Origin of the sequence: Streptomyces sp. NPDC001480, from assembly GCF_042894725.1 — a bacterium.
Taxonomy (GTDB): Bacteria; Actinomycetota; Actinomycetes; order Streptomycetales; family Streptomycetaceae; genus Streptomyces.
Genome location: NZ_JBIAVX010000030.1, coordinates 14,904 through 37,328, shown reverse-complemented (window position 1 = coordinate 37,328; position 22,425 = coordinate 14,904). Strand labels below are relative to the sequence as shown.

The window sequence follows — 22,425 nt, the reverse complement described above, 5'->3', positions numbered from 1 at the left end:
CAGCGGCCAGGTACGGCACAGCCCCCACCCACGCCCGCCCGGCAGGCTGCGCCCGTGACATCTGCCACCGATCCACACCCCCACCCGACCGTGACCCCCGACCCGCCGGCGCCCGTCCCGCCCGCGACGGCCCCGGGCGCCGCACCCCGCTGGTCGCTGCCCGCGCTGATCGCGATCCTGGTCCTGGCGGCGGTTCTCTACTCCTGGAACCTGTCCGGATCCAGCCTCAACAGCTTCTACAGCGCGGCCGTCCTGAGCGGCACGCAGAGCTGGAAGGCGTGGTTCTTCGGCTCGCTGGACGCGGGCAACTTCCTCACCGTCGACAAGCCGCCCCTCGCGCTCATGGTCATGGGCCTGTCCTGCCGGATCTTCGGGTTCGGCACCTGGCAGATGATGGCGCCGATGATCGTGGCCGCGCTGGCCACCATCTGGATCCTGCACTCCTCCGTGAAGCGGGTGTGGGGGCACGGCGCGGCGGCGATCGCCGCGCTGGTGCTCGCCCTGACCCCGATCACGGTGGCCATCAACCGGGACAACAACCCCGACACGCTGCTGGTGCTGCTGATGACCGGCGCGGCCGCGCTGGGGCTGCGCGCGGTGACGAACGGCCGGCTGCTGCCCTTGCTGTGCTCGGCGGCCTGCTTCGGCCTCGCGTTCAACACGAAGATGCTCCAGGGCTACATCGCGCTGCCCGCCGTCTTCGCGGTCTATCTGTACGCGACCCGGCTCCCGTTGGTGAAGCGGATCGTCAACCTCGCGCTCGCGGCCGTGGTCCTGGCCGTCTCCAGCTTCTGGTGGGCGGCCGCGGTGTCCCTCGTGCCCGCCTCCGACCGCCCGTACATCGGCGGCTCCACGGACGGCACCGCCTGGGACCTCATCATGGGCTACAACGGCCTCGGCCGGGTCTTCGGCGGCGAGGGCAACGGCGGGGGCGGCGGAGGCGGAGGCGGAGGCTTCTCCGGCACCGCCGGGCTCGGCCGCCTCTTCAACGACATCCTCGGCGGCCAGATCTCCTGGCTGATCCCCTTCGCCGCGATCGCCTGCGTCGCCGGCCTGGTGCTGTGCGGCAGGGCGCCGCGCACCGACCTCACGCGTGCCGCGCTGGTGCTGTGGGGCGGCTGGACGGCCCTGCACTACCTGACGTTCGCCATGGCCGAGGGCACCATGCACCCGTACTACACGACCGCGCTCGCGCCCGGCATCGCGGTGCTGTGCGGGGGCGGCGGCCTGATGCTGCTGCGCGCCTTCCGCGCCGACAGGCGGTGGGCGTGGGTGCTGCCCGTCGCCCTCGGTGTCACCGGCGTCTGGGCGATCGTGCTGCTGCGCCGGGCCTCCGGCTGGAACACCTGGCTGTGGCCGGTGATCGGCGTCGTCATGGCGGCGGCGATCGTGGGCCTGCTGGTCTTCCGCTCGGGCAGCCGGGTGCGGCTGCTGGCGGCCTCGGGGGCGGCGGCGGTCGTCGCGGCGGTCGCGGGCCCGGCGGCGTACGCCTGGTCGGTGCCGTCGGAGTCGGGCGGTGGCGGAATGGGCGGCACGAACCCGACGGCCGGCCCGTCCACGGGCAACGGCTTCGGCGCCGGGCCCGGTGGGGGCGGCGGAGGCGGTGGCCGCGGCGGGTTCCCGGGAGGCGGGGAGATGCCGCAGCAGGGCGGCCAACAGGGCGCCCCGGGCGGCCAGATGACGCCGGGCGGGGGCAACGGGGAACTCCCGCAGGGCGGGGGCTTCCCGGGCGGCCGGCAGGGCGGCGGGAACGCGGAGGCGGGCGGCCCGCCCAGCGGCACCAACGGCGGTACGCCCCCGGGCGGCACGGGTTCAGGTACAGGCACCGGAACCCGCACCGGCGGCCCCGGCGGTGGAGGCATGGGCGGCGGCGCGAGCAGCGAGCTCATCGCCTACCTGAAGAAGCACCAGGACGGCGCCAAGTGGCTGCTGGCGGTGTCCAACTCCCAGAGCGCGGCCCAGATCGAGCTCAGCACCAGGCAGCCCGTCATCTCCATGTGGGGCTTCACCGGCAGCGACAACGCGATGACCGTCGCCAAGCTGGAGGAACTGGTGAAGAAGGGCGAGCTGCACTACGTCCAGGTCGGTGGCGGCGGCATGGGCGGCGGCCCGGGCGGGGGCAACAACAGCCTCAGCTCCGCGGTGACGTCGTGGGTGCAGAAGCACGGGACGGCGGTGAAGGAGAGCGCGTACGGCAAGGGTTCGTCGTCGACCGGCTCGTCGAAGTCCTCCGGTTCCGCCAACTCCTCCAGCTCCTCTAACACTTCGACCGTCTACCGCCTGGACCCGTCCGACGTGAGCTGACGCCTGCCCGGCTCCCCCAGCTGAACGGCCCCTGATCACCACTCCTGTCAGGGGCCGTTCGTCGTGTCACCGAACCGACACCTCACGTTCATTGCGTCGCGTGCATGTTCATGTCACGCTCCGGATGCCGCCTCCGGTCAACCCGCGTAGAACGGACCCCACATGATGCTGGCGACGCTCCCCCGCCGATGGAAGTCGGTGGCCCTGACCACGGCCGCCGTCCTGGTCGGCCTCACCGCTCCGACGCTGACGGCGGCCCCGGCCGCGGCGACGACGACCTCGTACGACTCGACGTACTACAAGAACGCGATCGGCAAGACCGGCACCGGCCTGAAGTCGTCCCTGCACACGATCATCAGCAGCCAGAGCAAGCTGTCCTACTCCCAGTTGTGGGACGCGCTGAAGGTGACCGACCAGGACCCGAACAACAGCGGCAACGTGATCCTGCTGTACTCGGGCATCTCCCGCAGCAAGTCGCTCAACGGCGGTGCCACCGGCGACTGGAACCGCGAGCACGTGTGGGCGATCTCCCACGGCGACCTCACCACCTCCACCGGCCCCGGCACCGACCTGCACCACATCCGCCCGGAGGACGTCGCGGTCAACGGCAAGCGCGCCAACCTCGACTTCGACGAGGGCGGCTCCACCTTCACCAACAGCGGCGGCAGCAAGGCCGACTCGGACTCCTTCGAGCCCCGCGACGCCGTCAAGGGCGACGTGGCCCGCATGATCCTCTACATGGCGGTCCGCTACGAGGGCGACGACGGCTTCGCGAACCTGGAGCCCGACGACAAGGTCAACAACGGCAGCAACCCGTACATCGGCAAGCTGTCGATCTTGAAGAAGTGGAACGACGAAGACCCGCCGGACGCCTTCGAGGAGCACCGCAACCAGGTCATCTACGACTCCTACCAGCACAACCGCAACCCGTTCATCGACCACCCGGAGTGGGTGGACGCGATCTGGTAGGACTGCCGCGCGCCGGCCGCACGGGGTTCTCGGGAAACCGCGCAGGGGTAGTGATCCGCCCATGACGGAGAAGCCGAGCAACGCGTACCTGTGCGGCCAGCTGTGGGCGACGCTGCACATACTGAGGGTCGTCGGGTACACGAGGAGCGGGGACCGCGAGAAACTCGCGAGCAAGGAAGTGCTGGAGGCCGTTCGCAGAAATCCGGGTCGCCTGATCACGGAGCAGCTCGACAAGGCACCGGAACACCTCGTCGGTGCGCGTACCCGCAGACCGCCTCGGACCAAGGCCGCCGACGCGCTGTGGCTGCGCATACCGGAATTCCTGCCACCCGGCGGGGTCCCCGCAAGCTTCTCCTCGGACGCCGACGACTTCCAACATGCGTTCCGTACGCAGCAAGGAATCTACGAGGTCGAGTACCGGGACGCCATGAAGTGACAAGTGAACGAGCAGTCCTACTAGTTCGCTCACACCGGTGATACCGATCTTGCTCCCGGGCGTGTCCCGGCCGCCGGGCAGGAGCATGGCGAGGCCCCGGCAGATCCGCCGGGGCTTGCCAACTCCCCTTTTCGGAGAGTCTCGTGAAGCTTCGTTCCTGGTCCCTCGCCGCCGTTCTCGCCCTGACCGCGCTCGTGCTGCCCGCCCAGACGGCCTCGGCCCGGGTCGCCCAGCCATCCTGTCCCGACGGGTCGGTGTGCTTCTGGAGCGGGGAGGGCTTCAGCGGCAGCACCTGGGAGTGGACCTCCCGCAGCGGCTACCGCGACATGCCGTCCTTCCTCCACGACCACGTCGGCTCGGCCGTCTCCAGCACCAGGGCCTGCTTCATCAACTGGCAGCCGGTCGAGAAGCGGGACGTCTTCAACGGCGACTGGCGCTCCCGCTACCTCGGTGACTTCGGCGGCCGTATCGACGGAGTGGGCCCGGGGGCCTGCTGATACGGCCTCTCAGTCCAGGTGCGTCGGCGCGAACATCCGCAGTACCGCCGGGAGTACGACCACCGACGGCCCAGGCGTCGACAGGGCCTTGGCCAGGTCCGCCTCCAGGGTCTCCGGGGTCGTGCGGACCCCGGGGACGCCGAAGGACTCCGCGAGGGCCACGTAGTCCGGGCGGGTCAGTTCCGTCGCCGTCGGCTGGCCGAAGGCGTCGGTCATGTACTCGCGCAGGATGCCGTAGCCGCCGTCGTCGACGATGAGCCAGGTGACCGGCAGGTCGTACTGCTTGGCCGTGGCCAGTTCGGCGATCGAGTACAGGGCGCCGCCGTCGCCGGACACCGCGAGCACCGGGCGGGTCGGGTCGGCGGCGGCCGCGCCCAGGGCCGCCGGGAAGCCGTAGCCGAGGCCGCCGGCGCCCTGGGCGGAGTGCATGGTGTTCGCGCCCCTGGGGTCGAAGGCGGACCAGGCCCAGTAGGCCAGGATCGTCATGTCCCAGAAGGACGGGGAGTCGGCGGGCAGGGCTCGGCGGACCGACGCCAGCACGTCCTGTTCCAGGGTCAGTTCCTGGGAGGCGATCCGTTCGCCGACCTTGGCGAGCACCGTGCGCACGCGCTCGTGCGCCGTCTCGTCGGTGCGCTCCCGCACCGTCTCCAGCAGCGCCTGGACCGCGAGGCGCGCGTCGGCGTGGATGCCGAGGGCCGGGTGGTTGGACTCCAGCTTGCCGAGGTCCGCCTCGATCTGGATCACGCGGCCGCGGGGCTTGAACGTGTGGTAGTTGGAGGAGAGTTCGCCGAGGCCGGAGCCGACGACGAGGAGGACGTCCGCGTCCTGAAGGAAGTCCGTCGTGTGGCGGTCCTCCAGCCAGGACTGGAGGGAGAGGGGGTGCTCCCAGGGGAACGCGCCCTTGCCGCCGAACGTCGTCACCACCGGCGCCTGGAGCCTCTCGGCGAGCTGCCTCAGCTTGCCGGAGGCGTCCGCCCGTACCGCTCCACCGCCCGCGATGATCGCCGGGCGGGCGGCGCAGGAGAGCAACTCCGCTGCAACGGCGGTCAGTTCGGGGCGCGGGGGCAGCTCGTCGGGGGTGGCGTCCGGCGCCGTCACCACCGGCAGGGTCGTCTCCGCCAGCAGGACGTCCTGCGGGATCTCCACCCACACCGGGCCGTGCGGAGCCGTGAGCGCCGACTTCCAGGCCGCGGCGACGGCGGACGGGATCTGGGACTGGGCCCGGACGGTGTGGACCGATTTGACGACGCCCCGGAACGAGGCCGCCTGGTCCGGGAGTTCGTGCAGGTAACCGTGGCGGCCGCCGCCGAGGCCCGCCGTCGGGATCTGGCTGCTGATCGCCAGTACGGGCGCCGAAGCGGCCGCCGCCTCCTGGAGCGCGGCCAGGGAGGTGAGGGCTCCCGGGCCGGTCGACAGCAGCAGCGGGGCCGCCTCGCCCGTGATCCGGCCGTACGCGTCGGCCGCGAACCCCGCGTTGTTCTCCACCCGCAGGCCGACGTACCGCAGCGCGGAGCGGCGCAGGGCGTCGAACATGCCCAGCGCGTGCTGGCCGGGCAGGCCGAAGACGGTGGTCGCGCCGAGACCGGTCAGGGTCTCCACGACGAGGTCTCCGCCGTTGCGGCCGGGGGGAGGGTTCAGCGCGGCCTCCGTCTGGGCGGGCGTCGGGCGGAGTACCAGGTCGTGGTCGTGGGTCACTTGGCTGCCTTCTCCTGCTTCGCCGCCGCGATCTGCCGGGTCATGATCGTGGCCAGTTCGTACGCCGTGTGGGACGCGGCCACCGACGTGATCTCCGCGTGGTCGTACGCGGGGGCCACCTCGACGACGTCCGCCGACACCAGGTTGCAGGACGCCAGCCCGCGCAGGATCTCCAGCAGCTCGCGGGAGGTCATGCCGCCCGCCTCGGGGGTGCCGGTGCCGGGGGCGTGCGCCGGGTCGAGGCAGTCGATGTCGATGGAGATGTACAGCGGGCGGTCGCCGATGCGCTGGCGCAGCTGGTCGGCGACCTCGTCGGCGCCCCGGCGGTAGATGTCCGCGGAGGTGACGATGCCGAAGCCCATCTTCTCGTCGTCGGTGAGGTCCTGCTTGCCGTACAGCGGGCCGCGGGTGCCGACGTGTGAGAGGGCGGAGGTGTCGAGGATGCCCTCCTCGACCGCGCGGCGGAAGGGGGTGCCGTGGGTGTACTCGGCGCCGAAGTAGGTGTCCCAGGTGTCGAGGTGGGCGTCGAAGTGGAGCAGGGCGACCGGGCCGTGCTTCTTGGCCATGGACCTCAGCAGGGGCAGCGCGATGGTGTGGTCGCCGCCGAGGGTCATCAGGCGGGCGCCGGTGCCGAGCAGTTCGTCCGCGGCGGCCTCGATGGTCTCCACGGCCTCGTGGATGTTGAAGGGGTTCACCGCGATGTCGCCGCCGTCGGCGACCTGGGCGAGGGCGAAGGGGGAGGCGTCCTGTGCCGGGTTGTAGGGGCGCAGCAGCCGGGACGCCTCGCGGATGGCGTTGCCGCCGAAGCGGGCGCCCGGCCGGTACGAGACGCCGGAGTCGAAGGGCACGCCGACCACGGCGACGTCGGCGGTGCCGACCTCGTCGAGGCGGGGCAGCCGCGCGAAGGTCGCGGGTCCGGCGTACCGCGGGATGCGGGAGGAGTCGACGGGGCCGCGGGGCGTCTCGTTGCCGCTCATGAGTACTGCCTTCTTTCCTACGCTTCGTCGCGTATGTACGTCTTGTTGTACGACTCTACTGGTGCGCCGGCACCGGTTCGGACAAGGGTTCGGGGTTCCGTCCCGCGAGGCGTTCGCGCCAGGCGGCGAGGACGGCGGCGTCGGTGGGCCGGGTCGCCAGGGACACGGCGACGTAGGCGACGAGCGACGCGGACAGGCCGAGGTAGACGGGCTCGTTGGCGAGGATGCCGTACCCGGCCATCAGGCCGATCACCGCGAGGCCGCCGACGATCACCGAGGCGAGCGCGCCCTGCACGGTGCCCCGCTTCCACAGCAGGCCGCCGAGGATCGGGACGAGCAGCCCGCCGACGAGCAGGTTGTAGGCGACGGTCAGCGCCTCGACGACGTCGTTGAGGGCGATGGCCGTGCCGATCACGCCGAGGCCCATGACGAGGATGAAGGCGCGGTTGCCCCTGACCTCGTCGTGTTCGTCCCCGGTGGGCCGGACGGCGCCGCGCAGCCGGGACCAGATGTCGTTGTTGGCGACGGTGGCGCAGGCGATCAGCGCGCCGGAGGAGGTGGACATCACGGCGGCGAGGGCGGCGGCGAGCACCAGCCCGCGCACGCCGACGGGGAGTTCGTCCTTGACGATGGTGGCGAAGGCGTCGTCGGCGCTGCCCAGGTCGGGGTAGAGCACCTTGGCGGCGGTGCCGATCACGGCGCCGGCGAGGGCGTAGGCCAGACAGTAGGTTCCGGCCACCGTGCCGCCCCACTTCGCGGTCGTGTCGCTGCGGGCGGTGAACACGCGCTGCCAGATGTCCTGGCCGATCAGCATGCCGAAGGTGTAGATCAGCACATAGGTGAAGATCGTCTCGCCGCCGATGCCCAGCGGGTCGAAGTACGTGGTCGGCAGCTTCGCCTTCATCTCGGAGAAGCCGCCCGCCTTGACGACGGCGATGGGCAGCAGCAGGAGCAGTACGCCGATCGTCTTGACCACGAACTGCACCATGTCGGTCAGCGTGATCGACCACATGCCGCCGAGCGTGGAGTAGGCGACGACGATCGAGCCGCCGAGGATGATCGCGACGGTCCGGTTGAGGTCGAAGAGGACGTCGAAGATCGTGGCGTAGGCGATGGTGGAGGTCACCGCGAGCATCAGCGTGTACGCCCACATGACGACGCCGGAGATCACGCCCGCCCGGCCGCCGTAGCGCAGGTCGAGCATCTCGGAGACGGTGTAGACCTTCAGGCGGGCGATGCGGGCGGAGAAGAAGACCGAGAGGGCCAGCAGGCCGAGGCCGATGGTGAGGACCATCCAGGCCCCCGAGAGCCCGTACTTGTAGCCGAGGCCCACCCCGCCGATGGTGGACGCGCCGCCGAGGACGATCGCGGCCATGGTGCCGGAGTACATGGCGGGGCCTAGTCGGCGGCCCGCGACGAGGAAGTCGCTCTTGGAGCGGGCGCGGCGCATGCCCCACCAGCCCATGGCCAGCATGCCTGTCAGATAGACGACGATCACTGCGTAGTCGACGGCCATGGGGGCCCACCCTTCTTGCTCGCGTCATGGCTAGGTGGTGGTTCGTGGGTTGACCCTAGGTGGCTGAAAAGCGCCCTGGAAGTGTAGGTTTCATCCACAGTCGCCATACCGGATGGAGGAATCGTCCACCATGCCGGACACTCCCGTACCGCCCACACCACCGGTCCCGCTGGTCGCCCTGCTGGCCAGGGAGGACCTGGGCCTGAGGCGGATCGCGGGGCCGGACGATCCCGGCATCGTGATCCACTGGGCGCACACCTCGGAGATGGCCGACCCGTACCCGTACCTGCTGGGCGGCGAGCTGCTGCTGACGGCGGGGGTGCACGTGCCGGAGGCGGCGGGTTCGGGGACCTACTTCGACGACTACGTGTCCCGGATCGTGGCCGCGGGCGGGGCCGCGCTCGGGTTCGGGCTGGCGCCGGTGCACGACTCGGTGCCGCGGGCCCTGGTCGCCGCCTGCGACACCCATGGGCTGCCCCTGCTGGAGGTGCCGCCGCAGACCACGTTCTCCGGCGTGGCCCGCGCGGTCTGGCAGCTGATGGCGCAGGCCCGCCTGGCCGAGCTGCGCCGGGTCACGGAGGCCCAGCAGAGCCTCGCCTCCGCCGCCTCCCGGCCCGACCCGGTGCCCTCGGTGCTGCGCAGGCTGGCCCAGCGCCTGGGCGGCCGGGCGGTGCTGTACGGCCCGGACGGCGCGCAGATCGCGGCGGCGGGCCGGGAGACGGCGCGGGAGGTGCGGGAGGCGCTGGCCGGGCTGGCGGGGGTCGTACGGCCCACCGGGGCGCAGGCTTCCTCCGCCGGCCCCTCCTCCCGCCCCTCCCCCGGCCCTTCCTCCTCCTCCGCCGCCGCCCCTTCCTCCGCCACGGACACCGTCCTGGGCACCCATCTCGCCGTCTACGCCCTCGGCACCGGTCAGGGTTTCGTCCTCGGGGTCGCCTCCGACCGGCGTGAGCCCGGGGACCACACCATCGCCTCCGTCGCAGCCGTCCTCCTCTCCCTCCTCACCGGCGAGCACCAGAGCGGCGCGGGCACGGCCCGCTCGTCGGCGCTGGTCCGGCTGCTGCTCGGCGCCCCACCCGAGGACGTGGCCCCGCTGCTCGGGGCCCGGCGGTGGGTCGTCGTGCACGCGCGGCCGGACGGGCAGGCCCCGGACGCGGTGGCCGCCTCGGCGCTGGGCGCCGCGCTCGGGTCCGCGCTGGTCGACCTGGCGGACGGCGTCGTACGGGTCCTGGTGCCCGCCGACCGGGAACCGGCCGCGCAGCCCGGCTGGGCCCTCGGTGTCAGCGCCCCCGTGGCGCCGGACGACTGGCCCGCCGCCGACACCCAGGCGGCCCGCGCCCTGGCCCGCGCCCGCGCCACCCGCACGGCGCTGGTCCGGCACGGCGGCCGCCCGGGCCTGGCCGACCTGGTGCCGCCCGGGGAGGCCGAGAGCCACGCCCGGGCGCTCCTCGGTCCGGTCTCGGCGCACCCCGCGCTCACCGAGACACTGCGCGCCTGGCTTTCCCTGCACGGCAGTTGGGACCGTACGGCGGTGGCCCTGTCGGTGCACCGCAACACCGTCCGGCAACGGATCGCCCGGTGCGCGGCGCTCCTCGGCACGGACCTGGACGATCCGGACGTACGCATGGAGTTGTGGTTCGCGTTGCGGAACCTGTGACCGACCGGGGCTGACCTGCGACGTGACCCACGTCCCAGCAGGTGGTAAGCCAGGGACGCGCACGGGACCCTGCCCCACAATGGGAGACATGCCGATACCCGGGACACCCAGCCGCGCCGAGCTCGTCGACCACCTTGTGAAGACCCGTATCGCGGGCGACGTCGCGACGCCCCGCGAGAACAACCTTTCCCACTACCGCAAGCTGGCCAACGGCGACCGCAACTTCTGGCTCGGCCTGGAACTCGGCGACCGCTGGCGGGACGAGCAGGACGTGCTGGCGGTGATGGCGGAGCGGGTCGGTGTCAACGACGACGCGGAGCACCGGTACGGGCAGGACACCATCGACCCCGAACTGACCGTCGACGCCCTGGAGCGGATGGCGGCGCGGCTGCGCAAGGCGGCCGACGGGCGGCAGCGGGTGCTGTTCGCCACCGGCCACCCCGGCGGTCTGCTCGACGTGCACCGGGCCACGGCCGTCGCGTTGCGCGCCGCCGGCTGCGAGATCGTCGTCATCCCCGACGGGTTGCAGACGGAGGAGGGGTACGTGATGCAGTTCGCGGACGTGGCGGTGCTGGAGCACGGCGCCACGCTGTGGCACACGCACTCCGGTGCGCCGATGCGGGCCATTCTGACGGGACTTGAGCGCGAGGGCCGCCCGCTGCCCGACCTGGTCGTCGCCGACCACGGCTGGGCGGGGTACGCCGGCCAGCACGGTGTCGACTCCGTGGGCTACGCGGACTGCAACGACCCGGCCCTGTTCCTCGCCGAGTCGGAGGGCACCCTCCAGGTGGCCGTGCCCCTCGACGACCATGTGCTCAGCCCGCGTTACTACGACCCGCTGACGGCGTATCTGCTGGCGGAGGCGGGCCTGGCCTGACCGGGAGCGGGCGAACACCGTGAGGTGCGGCGCCGCTGACGGGGCCGCACCTCACGCCTTTCACTTCTCCGGGCGGGCGGCCTCAGTAGCCGCCACCGCCGTGGTCACCGCCGCCGTGGTCGCCACCACCGTGGTCACCGCCGCCGTGGTCGCCACCGCCGTGGTCACCGTTGTCGCCGTGGTCACCGCCGTGATCGCCGTTGTCGCCATGGTCGCCATAGCCGCCGTTGTCGTAGCCGCCGTTGTCGCCATAGTCGTCGTCGCCATAGCCGTTGTCGCCATAGCCGTTGTCGTCGTCCGACCAGCTGTAACCACCGTTGTCGTGGTTGTCGCCGCAGTCACCGGCCGAAGCGACGCCCGCGGCGCCGAGTGCGGCGCCGCCCGCCATCAGGACGGTTGCGGCGGAAGCCGCGAGGAGACGCCTCGCGCGTTGTGCTCGCATGGGAAATACACCTTTCGTTCCATCATCTCTCGCGGCTCCGCTGTGGACTCACGAGATGGGATGGCCGCCGCCGCGAGGTGAGAATGCGGCGCGGTCTCAGATGTCACCGCGCTTTCATGGCGGGCGCGCCACCGGATCCAGATCGGCCGGGCGTCCCGTGCATCGCGGCGTTCACTCCAAGAGCCTAGTCCCGCATGCGTCACACGTCATCTCGGGAGGCGCCCACCGCCACACGGTCACCGTGGGACGCGGACGACACCCTCCTGGATGACCGAGATGGCGAGCCGCCCGTCCTGGGTGTAGATACGGGCCTGGCCGAGACCGCGGCCGCCGTACGCCGAAGGCGACTCCTGGTCGTACAGCAGCCATTCGTCGGCCCGGAACGGCCGGTGGAACCACATCGCGTGGTCCAGCGAGGCCCCGACGACGTCGCCGACGGCCCAGCCGCCGCGGCCGTGCGCGAGCAGCACGGAGTCGAGGAGGGTCATGTCGGAGACGTAGGTGGCCAGGACGACGTGCAGGAGGGGGATGTCGATGGCGCCCTCCAGCTTGCCGTTGGCGCGGAACCACACCTGGGAGTGCGGCTCGCGCGGTTCGCCGAACTTCCCGTACGGCGGTTCGTCCACGTAGCGCAGGTCGACCGCCTCGCGGGCCTCGATGAAGCGCTCGACGACCTGCGGGTCGAGGTGGCTGTAGCCGCGCAGGCGCTGCTGGGAGGTGGGCAGGGTGGCCGGGTCGGGCGCGGGCGGCATGGGGGTCTGGTGGTCGAGGCCGTCCTCGTGCGTCTGGAAGGACGCGGAGAGGGTGAAGATCGGCCTGCCGTGCTGGATCGCGACCACCCGGCGGGTGGTGAAGGAGCGGCCGTCACGGATGCGCTCGACGTTGTAGACGATGGGCGCGCCGGGGTCCCCGAGGCGGAGGAAGTAGGCGTGCAGGGAGTGGGCGTGCCGGTCGGCGGGGACCGTGCGCCCGGCGGCGACCAGCGCCTGGGCAGCGACCTGCCCGCCGAAGACCCGCGGGACGACGGCGGACCGGGACTGGCCGCGGAAGATGTTCTCCTCGATCTGCTCGAGGTCGAGCAGATCAAGGAGATCCTGGAGTGCCTGGCTCATGGAGTCGGTTGTATCCGCCGGTGATCGCGTGCGGCTACAGACCCATGTCCTTCGCGATGATCGACTTCATGATCTCGCTGGTACCGCCGTAGATGCGGTTGACGCGGTTGTCCGCGTACAGGCGGGCGATCGGGTACTCGTTCATGAAGCCGTAGCCGCCGTGCAGCTGGAGGCAGCGGTCGATCACGCGGTGGGCGACCTCGGTGGCGAACAGCTTCGCGGAGGCGGCCTCGGCGGGGGTCAGCTCGCCGGCGTCGAGGGCCTCGGTCGCGCGGTCCACGACGGCCTCGGCCGCGTCCACCTCGGCCTGGCAGGCGGCCAGCTCGAACTTGGTGTTCTGGAAGGACGCGACGGTCTGGCCGAAGACGGTGCGCTGCTGGACGTAGTCCTTGGCGAACCGGACGGCGGCCTTGGCCTGCGCGTACGCACCGAAGGCGATGCCCCAGCGCTCGGAGGCCAGGTTGTGGCCGAGGTAGTAGAAGCCCTTGTTCTCCTCGCCGAGGAGGTCCTCGACGGGGACCTTGACGTCGACGAACGCCAGCTCGGCGGTGTCGGAGGTCTTCAGGCCGAGCTTGTCGAGCTTGCGGCCGACGGAGTAGCCCTCGGCCTTGGTGTCCACGACGAAGAGGGAGATGCCGTGGCGGCGGTCCTCGGCGGTGGGGGCCGCGGTGCGGGCGCAGACGATCATGCGGTCGGCGTGCACGCCACCGGTGATGAAGGTCTTGGCGCCGTTGAGGACGTAGTGCGTGCCGTCCTCGGAGAGCTTGGCGGTGGTCTTCATGCCCGCGAGGTCGGAGCCGGTGCCCGGCTCGGTCATCGCGATCGCCCACATCTCCTCGCCGGAGACGAACTTCGGCAGGAAGCGCTTCTTCTGCTCGTCGTTGGCGAGCAGCTTGATGTAGGGCAGGCCGAGCAGCACGTGCACGCCGGAGCCGCCGAAGGTGATGCCCGCGCGGGCGGTCTCCTCGTAGAGGACGGCCTCGAACTTGTACGAGTCGATGCCGGCGCCGCCGTACTCCTCGTCGACGCGGATGCCGAAGACGCCCAGCTCGGCGAGCTTGTAGTAGAAGTCGCGCGGCGCCTGGCCGGCGGCGAACCACTCGTCGTACACCGGTACGACCTCGGCCTCGATGAAGGCGCGGATGGTCTCCCGGAACGCCTCGTGATCCTCGTTGAACAGCGTGCGGCGCACTCCGCCACCTCCACGGACTTCGGCATGTCTAAGCGCTTGCTCAGATCAAAGGTACCGGCGAGTACGGAAGCGGTCCAGAGTGATCGGGGTAACGCTCGTCACGCCGGGGCGGCCCCGGCCCCCGAGGCCGCCGCGAACGCGCCCCGCGCCATCCGGTGCAGCAGCTCCGAGGTGGCCCCCCGGCCCGGGAGGAAGCCGCCGCGACCCAGGTGCGGCGTGGAGTTCAGCAGGCCGAAGACCGAGTGCACGGCCGAGCGGGCCGCCGGTTCGGTCAGGTCCGGGTACACCTCGCGGACGACCTCGACCCACAGCTCGACGTACTGCCGCTGGAGCTGCCTGACCAGCTTCCGGTCGCTGTCACGGAGGCGGTCCAGCTCGCGGTCGTGCAGGGTGATGAGGGGACGGTCGTCGAGCGCGAAGTCGATGTGTCCTTCGATGAGCGAGTCCAGGACCGCCTCCGGGGCAGCCGTGCCGTCGGCCTCCGCCAGGCGCCGCTTGGCCCCGGTCAGCAGCTGGCCGCTGATGCCGACCAGCAGCTCGGCGAGCATCGCGTCCTTGCCCGCGAAGTGGCGGTAGAGGCCGGGCCCGCTGATGCCCACCGCGGCGCCTATCTCGTCGACGCCGACCCCGTGGAAGCCGCGCTCGGCGAAGAGCCGCGCGGCCTCCTTGAGGATCTGCTCGCGTCGGGTGGGGGCGTCGGTTCTCGTGGCCATGGAAGCAATTCTAGACAGCGAGGTTAGCGGTCGTTAACCTGGAGGAAATGGTTAACGCTCATTAACAGTCGATCACTGGGTGAGGGGACCGCAGGATGCACGAGGCACCGGAGCTGACGAGCGCGGCCGATCCCGCGTCGGAGGCCTGGCGGGCCAACGAGGAAGCGCACCGCGAGCTGGTCGGGGAACTGCGCGGCAAGCTCGCCGCGGCGGCGCTCGGCGGCGGCGAGAAGGCCCGCGCCCGCCACACCGCGCGCGGCAAGCTGCTGCCCCGGGACAGGGTGGACACCCTGCTCGACGCCGGTTCGCCCTTCCTGGAGCTGGCCCCGCTGGCGGCCGACGGGATGTACGAGGGCCAGGCCCCGGCCGCCGGGGTCATCGCGGGGATCGGGCGGGTCAGCGGGCGCGAGTGCGTGATCGTCGCCAACGACGCCACCGTCAAGGGCGGCACCTACTACCCGATGACGGTGAAGAAGCACCTGCGCGCGCAGGAGGTCGCCCTCGAGAACCGGCTGCCCTGTGTCTACCTCGTCGACTCCGGCGGCGCCTTCCTGCCCATGCAGGACGAGGTCTTCCCGGACCGCGAGCACTTCGGGCGGATCTTCTACAACCAGGCCCGGATGTCCGGCGCCGGCATCCCGCAGATCGCCGCCGTCCTCGGCTCCTGCACCGCCGGCGGGGCCTACGTGCCCGCCATGAGCGACGAGGCCGTGATCGTCCGCAACCAGGGCACGATCTTCCTCGGCGGTCCCCCGCTGGTGAAGGCCGCCACCGGTGAGGTCGTCACCGCCGAGGAGCTCGGCGGCGGCGAGGTGCACTCCCGGGTCTCCGGCGTCACCGACCACCTCGCCGAGGACGACGCGCACGCCCTGCGGATCGTGCGCGACATCGTCGCCACCCTCCCCGCGCGCGGGCCCCTGCCCTGGGAGACCGTGCCCGCGGTGGAGCCGAAGGTCGACCAGTACGGGCTCTACGGCGCCGTCCCGGTCGACTCCCGCACCCCCTACGACGTACGCGAGATCATCGCGCGCGTGGTCGACGGCTCCCGGTTCGCGGAGTTCAAGGCGGAGTTCGGGCAGACCCTGGTCACCGGCTTCGCCCGGATCCACGGCCACCCGGTCGGGATCGTCGCCAACAACGGCATCCTGTTCTCCGAGTCCGCCCAGAAGGGCGCCCACTTCATCGAGCTGTGCGACCAGCGCGGGATCCCGCTGGTCTTCCTCCAGAACATCTCCGGCTTCATGGTCGGAAAGGACTACGAGGCCGGTGGCATCGCCAAGCACGGCGCCAAGATGGTCACGGCGGTCGCCTGCACGCGCGTGCCGAAGCTGACGGTCGTGGTCGGCGGGTCGTACGGCGCGGGGAACTACTCCATGTGCGGACGGGCCTACTCCCCGCGCTTCCTGTGGATGTGGCCCAACGCGAAGATCTCGGTGATGGGCGGCGAGCAGGCCGCGTCGGTGCTGGCGACCGTGAAGCGGGACCAGCTCCAGGCGCGGGGCGAGGAGTGGCCGGCCGAGGACGAGGACGCCTTCAAGGCGCCCATCCGCGCGCAGTACGAGCGCCAGGGCAACGCCTACTACGCCACCGCCCGGCTCTGGGACGACGGGGTCATCGACCCGCTGGACACCCGTCAGGTGCTGGGCCTGGCCCTGACCGCCTGTGCCAACGCGCCCCTGGGAGAGCCCCAGTTCGGCGTCTTCCGGATGTGAGGGGGGAGTTGACGACGATGTTCGACACAGTGCTGGTGGCCAACCGGGGCGAGATCGCCGTACGCGTCATCCGTACGCTGCGGTCGATGGGCGTGCGCTCCGTCGCCGTCTTCTCCGACGCCGACGCCGACGCGCGGCACGTCCGGGAGGCGGACACGGCGGTACGGATCGGTCCGGCGCCGGCGGCGGAGAGCTACCTGTCGGTGGAGCGGCTCCTTCAGGCCGCCGCGCGGACGGGCGCGCAGGCCGTCCACCCCGGGTACGGCTTCCTCGCCGAGAACGCGGGCTTCGCGCACGCGTGCGAGGAGGCGGGGCTGGTCTTCATCGGCCCGCCGGCGGACGCGATCGCGCTCATGGGCGACAAGATCCGGGCCAAGGAGACGGTGCGGGCCGCCGGAGTGCCGGTCGTCCCGGGCGGGCGCGATCCCGAACTGGCCGAAGCGGCACGCGCGCTGGGCGCGCCCGTACTGCTCAAGCCGTCGGCAGGCGGGGGCGGCAAGGGCATGCGTCTGGTGTGGGACCTGTCCGTGCTGGACGAGGAGATCGCCGCGGCCCGCCGCGAGGCCCGCGCCTCCTTCGGCGACGACACGCTGCTCGTCGAGCGGTGGGTGGACCGGCCCCGGCACATCGAGATCCAGGTCCTGGCCGACGGGCACGGGAACGTCGTCCACCTGGGCGAGCGCGAGTGCTCGCTCCAGCGCAGGCACCAGAAGATCATCGAGGAGGCGCCCAGCGTGCTCCTCGACGAGGCGACCCGGGCCGCGATGGGCGAGGCGGCCGTGCAGGCGGCGCGCTCTTGCGGGTACCGGGGCGCGGGGACCGTGGAGTTCATCGTCCCCGGCGGCGACCCCTCTTCGTACTACTTCATGGAGATGAACACCCGGCTCCAGGTGGAGCACCCGGTCACCGAACTGATCACCGGGCTGGACCTGGTGGAGTGGCAGGTGCGGGTGGCGGCGGGCGAGCGGCTGCCGTTCGGGCAGGACGACATCACGCTCACCGGGCACGCCGTCGAGGCCCGTCTGTGCGCCGAAGACCCCGCGCGCGGGTTCCTGCCCTCGGGCGGCACGGTCCTCAGGCTCCGCGAACCCCAGGGCGACGGCATCCGCACCGACTCCGGGCTCAGCGAGGGCACGGAGGTCGGCAGTCTGTACGACCCGATGCTGTCCAAGGTGATCGCGTACGGGCCGGACCGCGCGACCGCGCTCAGGAAGCTCCGGGCCGCCCTGGCCGAGACGGTCACGCTGGGCGTGCAGACCAATGCCGGATTCCTGCGGCGGCTGCTGGCACACCCGGCCGTGGTGGCGGGCGAGCTGGACACCGGGCTGGTGGAGCGGGTGGTGGACGAGCTGGTCACCACGGACGTACCGGAGGAGGTGTACGAGGCGGCGGCGGCCGTACGGCTGGAGGCACTGAAGCCTCGTGAGGACGGCTGGACCGATCCCTTCTCGGTGCCGAGCGGCTGGCGTCTCGGCGGTACCCCGAAGCGGCCCGCCTTCCCGCTGCGGGTGACCGACCCGGTGACGTACACCCCCAGGGGTGTCCACACCGTCGCCGACGACCGGGTCGCCGTCACCCTCGACGGCGTCCGCCACACCTTCCACCGCGCCGCCGACTGGCTCGGCCGCGACGGCGACGCCTGGCAGGTGCGCGATCACGACCCGGTGGCCGCGTCCCTGTCCCGGTCCGCGCACGCGGGCGCCGACTCGCTCACCGCGCCCATGCCGGGCACGGTGACGGTGGTGAAGGTGGCCGTCGGCGACGAGGTGGCCGCCGGCCAGAGCCTGCTGGTGGTCGAGGCGATGAAGATGGAGCACGTCATCTCCGCCCCGCACGCCGGCACGGTCGCCGAACTGGACGTGCGGCCCGGCACGACGGTCGCCATGGACCAGGTGCTGGCCGTCATCGCACCCACCGAGGAGGCGGACGGATGAGCGCCGACGGACTGCCCATGGCCGTACCGGCCCAGGACCTGCCCGCACGGGTGCGGATCCACGAGGTCGGCGCGCGCGACGGGCTCCAGAACGAGAAGACGGCCGTACCCACCGCGGTGAAGGCGGAGTTCATCCACCGCCTCGCCGACGCGGGCCTGACGACCATCGAGGCGACGAGCTTCGTGCACCCCAAGTGGGTGCCCCAACTGGCCGACGCCGAGGAGCTGTTCCCGCTCGTCAGCGACCTGGACGCGGCCCTGCCCGTCCTGGTGCCCAACCAGCGCGGCCTGGACCGGGCGCTCGCGCTCGGCGCCCGCCGTATCGCCGTCTTCGCCAGCGCCACGGAGTCCTTCGCGAAGGCCAACCTCAACCGCACCCTCGACGAGTCCCTCGCCGTGTTCGAGCCGGTGGTGCGGCACGCGAAGGACGAGGGCGCGCACGTACGGGGGTACGTGTCGATGTGCTTCGGCGACCCCTGGGAGGGCGCCGTACCGCTCCACCAGGTCGTCCGCGTCTGCCGGGCGCTGCGGGACATGGGCTGCGACGAGCTGAGCCTCGGCGACACCATCGGGGTCGCCACGCCCGGCCATGTCCGCGCGCTGCTCGCCGCGCTCAACGCGGAGGGCGTGCCGAGAGACGTCATCGGCGTGCACTTCCACGACACCTACGGCCAGGCCCTCGCCAACACGTTCGCCGCCCTGGAACACGGCGTGACGACGGTCGACGCCTCCGCCGGAGGCCTCGGCGGCTGCCCCTACGCCAAGTCCGCCACCGGCAACCTCGCCACCGAAGACCTCGTGTGGATGCTCCACGGCCTCGGTATCGACACCGGGGTCGACCTCGGCCGTCTCACCGCCACCAGCGTGTGGATGGCCGAACAACTGGGCCGACCCAGCCCGTCCCGCACCGTCCGCGCCCTCTCCCACAAGGACCAGTGATCGCCATGGACCACCGTCTCTCCCCCGAGCTGGAGGAACTCCGCCGTACCGTGGAGGAGTTCGCGCACGACGTCGTGGCGCCGAAGATCGGTGACTTCTACGAGCGGCACGAGTTCCCGTACGAGATCGTCCGCGAGATGGGCCGCATGGGCCTGTTCGGGCTGCCGTTCCCGGAGGAGTACGGCGGCATGGGCGGCGACTACCTGGCCCTCGGCATCGCGCTGGAGGAGCTGGCCCGGGTGGACTCGTCGGTGGCCATCACCCTCGAGGCCGGGGTCTCCCTGGGCGCGATGCCGGTCCACCTGTTCGGCACCGAGGAGCAGAAGCGCGAGTGGCTGCCCCGGCTGTGCGCGGGCGAGATCCTGGGCGCGTTCGGGCTCACGGAACCCGACGGCGGCAGCGACGCCGGCGCCACCCGCACCACGGCCCGCCTGGACGCCGGCACGAACGAGTGGGTGATCAACGGCTCCAAGTGCTTCATCACCAACTCGGGCACCGACATCACGGGGTTGGTCACGGTCACGGCGGTGACGGGCCGCAAGCCCGACGGCAAGCCGCTGATCTCCTCGATCATCGTCCCGTCCGGCACCCCGGGCTTCACGGTGGCCGCCCCCTACTCGAAGGTCGGCTGGAACGCCTCCGACACCCGGGAGCTGTCCTTCGCCGACGTCCGCGTGCCCGCCACCAACCTCCTGGGCGAGGAGGGGCGCGGCTACGCCCAGTTCCTGCGGATCCTCGACGAGGGCCGTATCGCCATCGCGGCGCTCGGGACCGGTCTGGCCCAGGGCTGCGTGGACGAGTCGGTGAAGTACGCCAAGGAGCGTCACGCGTTCGGCCGTCCGATCGGCGCCAACCAGGCCATCCAGTTCAAGATCGCCGACATGGAGATGAAGGCCCACACCGCCCGCCTGGCCTGGCGCGACGCGGCGAGCCGGCTGGTCGCGGGCGAGCCGTTCAAGAAGGAGGCGGCGCTGGCCAAGCTGTACTCGTCCACGGTCGCCGTGGACAACGCCCGCGAGGCCACCCAGATCCACGGCGGCTACGGCTTCATGAACGAGTACCCGGTCGCCCGCATGTGGCGCGACTCCAAGATCCTGGAGATCGGCGAGGGCACGAGCGAGGTCCAGCGGATGCTGATCGCAAGGGAGTTGGGGCTGGTGGGCTGAGCCTGCCCGTCCGGCCCTGAAGGCCGGTCACACGTTCGGGCGCGGGGCGCCCCACCCTCTGGACATCAGCTGAGGTTAGGCTAACCTACCTTGGAAGTTGTCCGGCGGGCGCTCCGCCCCGTTCGAAAGCAGTCATACCCATGCCCAACGCCCGTGCCACCCACCTCACTCGTCGCGGCATCCTCGCCGCGGGCGGCGCCATCGGTCTGGGGGCCGCGCTCGCGGCCTGCGGGAACGAAGACGGGAAAAGCGGCGGCTCGGACGGCAACACGACGGCGGGCAAGTCCGGCCCCTGGTCCTTCAAGGACGACCGCGGCACCACCGCGAAGGCCGACAAGGTCCCGTCGAACATCGTCGCGTTCGTCGGCGTGGCCGCCGCGCTGTACGACTACGGCGTCCAGGCCAAGGGCGTCTTCGGCCCGACGAAGACCAAGGACGGCAAGGCCGATGTGCAGGCCGGGGACATGGACGTCAGCAAGGTGACGGTCCTCGGCAACGAGTGGGGCCAGTTCAACATCGAGAAGTACGCGGCCCTGGCGCCGGACGTCCTCATCTCCACCATGTTCGACGACGCCGGCACGCTCTGGTACGTCCCCGACGAGTCGAAGAAGAAGATCCTGGCCGCCGGTGCCCCGAGCGTCGGCATCTCCGTCTACGACCGCCAGCTGACCGAGCCGCTCCAGCGCATGCTGGCCCTCGCCAAGTCGCTCGGCGCGGACACCTCCGCCGCCAAGGTCACCGAGGCCAAGAAGCGCTTCGAGGACGCCGCCGCCCGGCTGCGCGCGGCCACCAAGGCCAAGCCCGGCATCAAGGTGATGGCCGGCTCCGCCAGCCAGGACCTGTTCTACGTCTCCGGCTCCAACCTCTCCGTCGACCTGGAGTACTTCAAGGCCCTCGGCGTGAACTTCGTCGAGCCCCCGGAGAAGGCCAAGGCCAAGGGTGGCGGCTGGTACGAGTCACTGAGCTGGGAGAACGTCGACAAGTACGACGCGGACATCATCATGATGGACAACCGCTCCTCGGCGATCCAGCCCGCCGACATCACCGAGGGGACGTGGAAGAAGCTGCCGGCGGTCAAGGCCGGGCAGGTCATCGCCCGCAACCCCGAGCCGATCCTGTCGTACGACAAGTGCGCTCCTCTGCTCGAGGAGTTGGCCGAGGCGATCGAGAAGGCGAAGCAGGTCAGCTGACCGCCCTGTGAGGGTGATTCATGGGACGCCGCGGGTCGCCTGTGGCTGGTCGCGCCCGCGCGGCGGAGCCGCATATCAATACGGCCCCGCGCCCCTTGGGCCGGCCACCTTGCCCCCTGACCGAAATTCAGGAGCCCTGATGACTACCGCCGTAGCCGCCCCGTTCCGTTTCTTCTCCCTCCAGGTCGTACGGACGAGGCGGCTCGGCCCGTCCCTGGCCCGTGTCACCTTCGGCGGGCCCGACCTGCACGCCTTCCACTCCCACGGGCGGGACCAGTCCCTGTCCCTGTTCCTGCCGCATCCGGGCCAGCCGGAGCCCGTCGTCCCGCTGGAGCTGGGCGACAACTGGTGGCAGGGGTGGCGTGAACTCCCCGACGACGTGCGGGCGGTGATGCGCTCGTACACCCTCCGGGCGCTGCGCCGCGACCCCGACGAGATCGACATCGACTTCGCCCTGCACAGCCCGTCGGGCCCCGCCTCCCGCTGGGCCGCGGACGCCACCCCGGGTGACCGCGTCCTCCTCCTCGGCCCGGCCGTCGCCGACAACCGCGCGATCCGCTTCCGCCCGCCCGAGGGGACCGACCTGGTGGTGATGTGGGGCGACGAGAGCGCCGTACCCGCCGCCTGCGCCACCCTGGAGTCCCTGCCGGCCGGCACCCGTGTGCGTGCCTGGCTGGAGGTGAACCACGCAGGTGACATCCAGGACGTCATGACCGACGCGGACGCCGAGGTGACGTGGCTCGTACGCGACCCGGGCGGCAGCGCGGGGGCCCCGCCGGCCCTCGACGCGCTGCGCGACGCCCGGCTCCCGGCCGCCGAACGCCCCTACGCCTGGATCGCGGGCGAGTCCGGCTGCGTCAAGGCGCTGCGCCGGCACCTCGTCGGCGAGCGCGGCATCGACCGCCGGTGTGTCACCTTCGTCGGCTACTGGCGGCGGGGGATGACCGAGGAACAGCTCAGGACCTCTGAGTAGTTCCGACCAACTCCCTTTGGTGGAACCGCAGTTCGAAGTGACGGCGGTCACGGGAGGGGCAGGTTTCGGCCGAGCTACTTAGGTTAGGCTAACCTAAGTTGAACTCCCCGCACGGACCGTCCCCATCG

At 71.5% G+C, this 22,425-nt stretch carries 19 protein-coding genes; 12 read left to right on the top strand and 7 right to left on the bottom strand.

Features of this window, described 5'->3' with window-relative positions; translation table 11 throughout:
- Positions 1-54: 54 nt before the first annotated feature.
- The 4 genes from ACFY01_RS42745 (at position 55) to ACFY01_RS42730 (ending at position 4,206) form a co-directional block, all read left to right on the top strand.
- Complete coding sequence (locus ACFY01_RS42745; RefSeq protein WP_390741172.1) at positions 55-2,304, top strand: ArnT family glycosyltransferase; 2,250 nt, start codon at positions 55-57, stop codon at positions 2,302-2,304.
- A 165-nt stretch (positions 2,305-2,469) separates the two neighbouring features.
- Positions 2,470-3,273: an endonuclease I family protein gene (locus ACFY01_RS42740; protein WP_390741192.1), complete on the top strand. Its 804-nt coding sequence runs from the start codon at positions 2,470-2,472 to the stop codon at positions 3,271-3,273.
- A gap of 61 nt (positions 3,274-3,334) precedes the next feature.
- Positions 3,335-3,709 (top strand): hypothetical protein, encoded by a 375-nt coding sequence (locus ACFY01_RS42735; protein WP_390741171.1) that lies wholly within the window; start codon positions 3,335-3,337, stop codon positions 3,707-3,709.
- A 143-nt stretch (positions 3,710-3,852) separates the two neighbouring features.
- Positions 3,853-4,206 (top strand): peptidase inhibitor family I36 protein, encoded by a 354-nt coding sequence (locus ACFY01_RS42730; protein WP_390741170.1) that lies wholly within the window; start codon positions 3,853-3,855, stop codon positions 4,204-4,206.
- Positions 4,207-4,215: 9 nt separating this feature from the next.
- Here ACFY01_RS42730 and ACFY01_RS42725 read toward each other — a convergent pair whose 3' ends face one another.
- The 3 genes from ACFY01_RS42725 to ACFY01_RS42715 are packed head-to-tail and all read right to left on the bottom strand — an operon-like array spanning position 4,216 to position 8,394.
- Positions 4,216-5,901: a thiamine pyrophosphate-binding protein gene (locus tag ACFY01_RS42725; protein WP_390741169.1), complete on the bottom strand. Its 1,686-nt coding sequence runs from the start codon at positions 5,899-5,901 to the stop codon at positions 4,216-4,218.
- Positions 5,898-6,878, bottom strand: coding sequence for an agmatinase (gene speB / locus ACFY01_RS42720; RefSeq protein ID WP_390741168.1), 981 nt, complete (start codon positions 6,876-6,878; stop codon positions 5,898-5,900). Before speB ends, ACFY01_RS42725 begins: the two co-directional genes overlap by 4 nt.
- A gap of 55 nt (positions 6,879-6,933) precedes the next feature.
- Positions 6,934-8,394: a sodium:solute symporter gene (locus ACFY01_RS42715; protein WP_390741167.1), complete on the bottom strand. Its 1,461-nt coding sequence runs from the start codon at positions 8,392-8,394 to the stop codon at positions 6,934-6,936.
- Between the two features lie 130 nt (positions 8,395-8,524).
- Between ACFY01_RS42715 and ACFY01_RS42710 the strand changes: the two genes are divergently transcribed.
- Together ACFY01_RS42710 and ACFY01_RS42705 are read left to right on the top strand one after the other, a co-directional pair.
- Positions 8,525-10,048, top strand: coding sequence for a helix-turn-helix domain-containing protein (locus ACFY01_RS42710; protein WP_390741166.1), 1,524 nt, complete (start codon positions 8,525-8,527; stop codon positions 10,046-10,048).
- An 88-nt stretch (positions 10,049-10,136) separates the two neighbouring features.
- Complete coding sequence (locus ACFY01_RS42705; protein ID WP_132851434.1) at positions 10,137-10,925, top strand: phosphatase; 789 nt, start codon at positions 10,137-10,139, stop codon at positions 10,923-10,925.
- An 82-nt stretch (positions 10,926-11,007) separates the two neighbouring features.
- Here the strand turns inward: ACFY01_RS42705 and ACFY01_RS42700 are convergent, their stop codons facing one another.
- From ACFY01_RS42700 to ACFY01_RS42685, 4 genes are all read right to left on the bottom strand, one after another.
- On the bottom strand, positions 11,008-11,367 hold the full coding sequence (locus ACFY01_RS42700; protein ID WP_390741165.1) for a hypothetical protein: 360 nt from the start codon (positions 11,365-11,367) through the stop codon (positions 11,008-11,010).
- A gap of 236 nt (positions 11,368-11,603) precedes the next feature.
- Positions 11,604-12,479 (bottom strand): acyl-CoA thioesterase, encoded by an 876-nt coding sequence (locus ACFY01_RS42695; protein ID WP_390741164.1) that lies wholly within the window; start codon positions 12,477-12,479, stop codon positions 11,604-11,606.
- 34 nt (positions 12,480-12,513) lie between these two features.
- On the bottom strand, positions 12,514-13,671 hold the full coding sequence (locus tag ACFY01_RS42690) for an acyl-CoA dehydrogenase family protein (protein WP_390741163.1): 1,158 nt from the start codon (positions 13,669-13,671) through the stop codon (positions 12,514-12,516).
- A gap of 98 nt (positions 13,672-13,769) precedes the next feature.
- Positions 13,770-14,384: a TetR/AcrR family transcriptional regulator gene (locus tag ACFY01_RS42685; protein ID WP_390741162.1), complete on the bottom strand. Its 615-nt coding sequence runs from the start codon at positions 14,382-14,384 to the stop codon at positions 13,770-13,772.
- A 95-nt stretch (positions 14,385-14,479) separates the two neighbouring features.
- Here ACFY01_RS42685 and ACFY01_RS42680 point away from each other — a divergent pair, with 95 nt between their 5' ends.
- From ACFY01_RS42680 to ACFY01_RS42655, 6 genes are all read left to right on the top strand, one after another.
- Entirely contained in the window at positions 14,480-16,096 is a 1,617-nt protein-coding gene (locus tag ACFY01_RS42680) for a carboxyl transferase domain-containing protein (RefSeq protein ID WP_390741161.1), read from the top strand.
- A 17-nt stretch (positions 16,097-16,113) separates the two neighbouring features.
- Positions 16,114-18,030, top strand: a complete 1,917-nt coding sequence (locus ACFY01_RS42675) for an acetyl/propionyl/methylcrotonyl-CoA carboxylase subunit alpha (protein WP_390741160.1) — start codon at positions 16,114-16,116, stop codon at positions 18,028-18,030.
- On the top strand, positions 18,027-18,968 hold the full coding sequence (locus tag ACFY01_RS42670; protein WP_390741159.1) for a hydroxymethylglutaryl-CoA lyase: 942 nt from the start codon (positions 18,027-18,029) through the stop codon (positions 18,966-18,968). Before ACFY01_RS42675 ends, ACFY01_RS42670 begins: the two co-directional genes overlap by 4 nt.
- Positions 18,969-18,973: 5 nt before the next feature.
- Positions 18,974-20,134 (top strand): acyl-CoA dehydrogenase family protein, encoded by a 1,161-nt coding sequence (locus ACFY01_RS42665; protein WP_390741158.1) that lies wholly within the window; start codon positions 18,974-18,976, stop codon positions 20,132-20,134.
- Positions 20,135-20,274: 140 nt separating this feature from the next.
- A complete protein-coding gene (locus ACFY01_RS42660) occupies positions 20,275-21,324 on the top strand; it encodes an ABC transporter substrate-binding protein (RefSeq protein ID WP_390741157.1) in 1,050 nt (349 codons plus the stop codon).
- Positions 21,325-21,463: 139 nt separating this feature from the next.
- Complete coding sequence (locus ACFY01_RS42655; protein ID WP_390741156.1) at positions 21,464-22,297, top strand: siderophore-interacting protein; 834 nt, start codon at positions 21,464-21,466, stop codon at positions 22,295-22,297.
- Positions 22,298-22,425 lie beyond the last annotated feature (128 nt).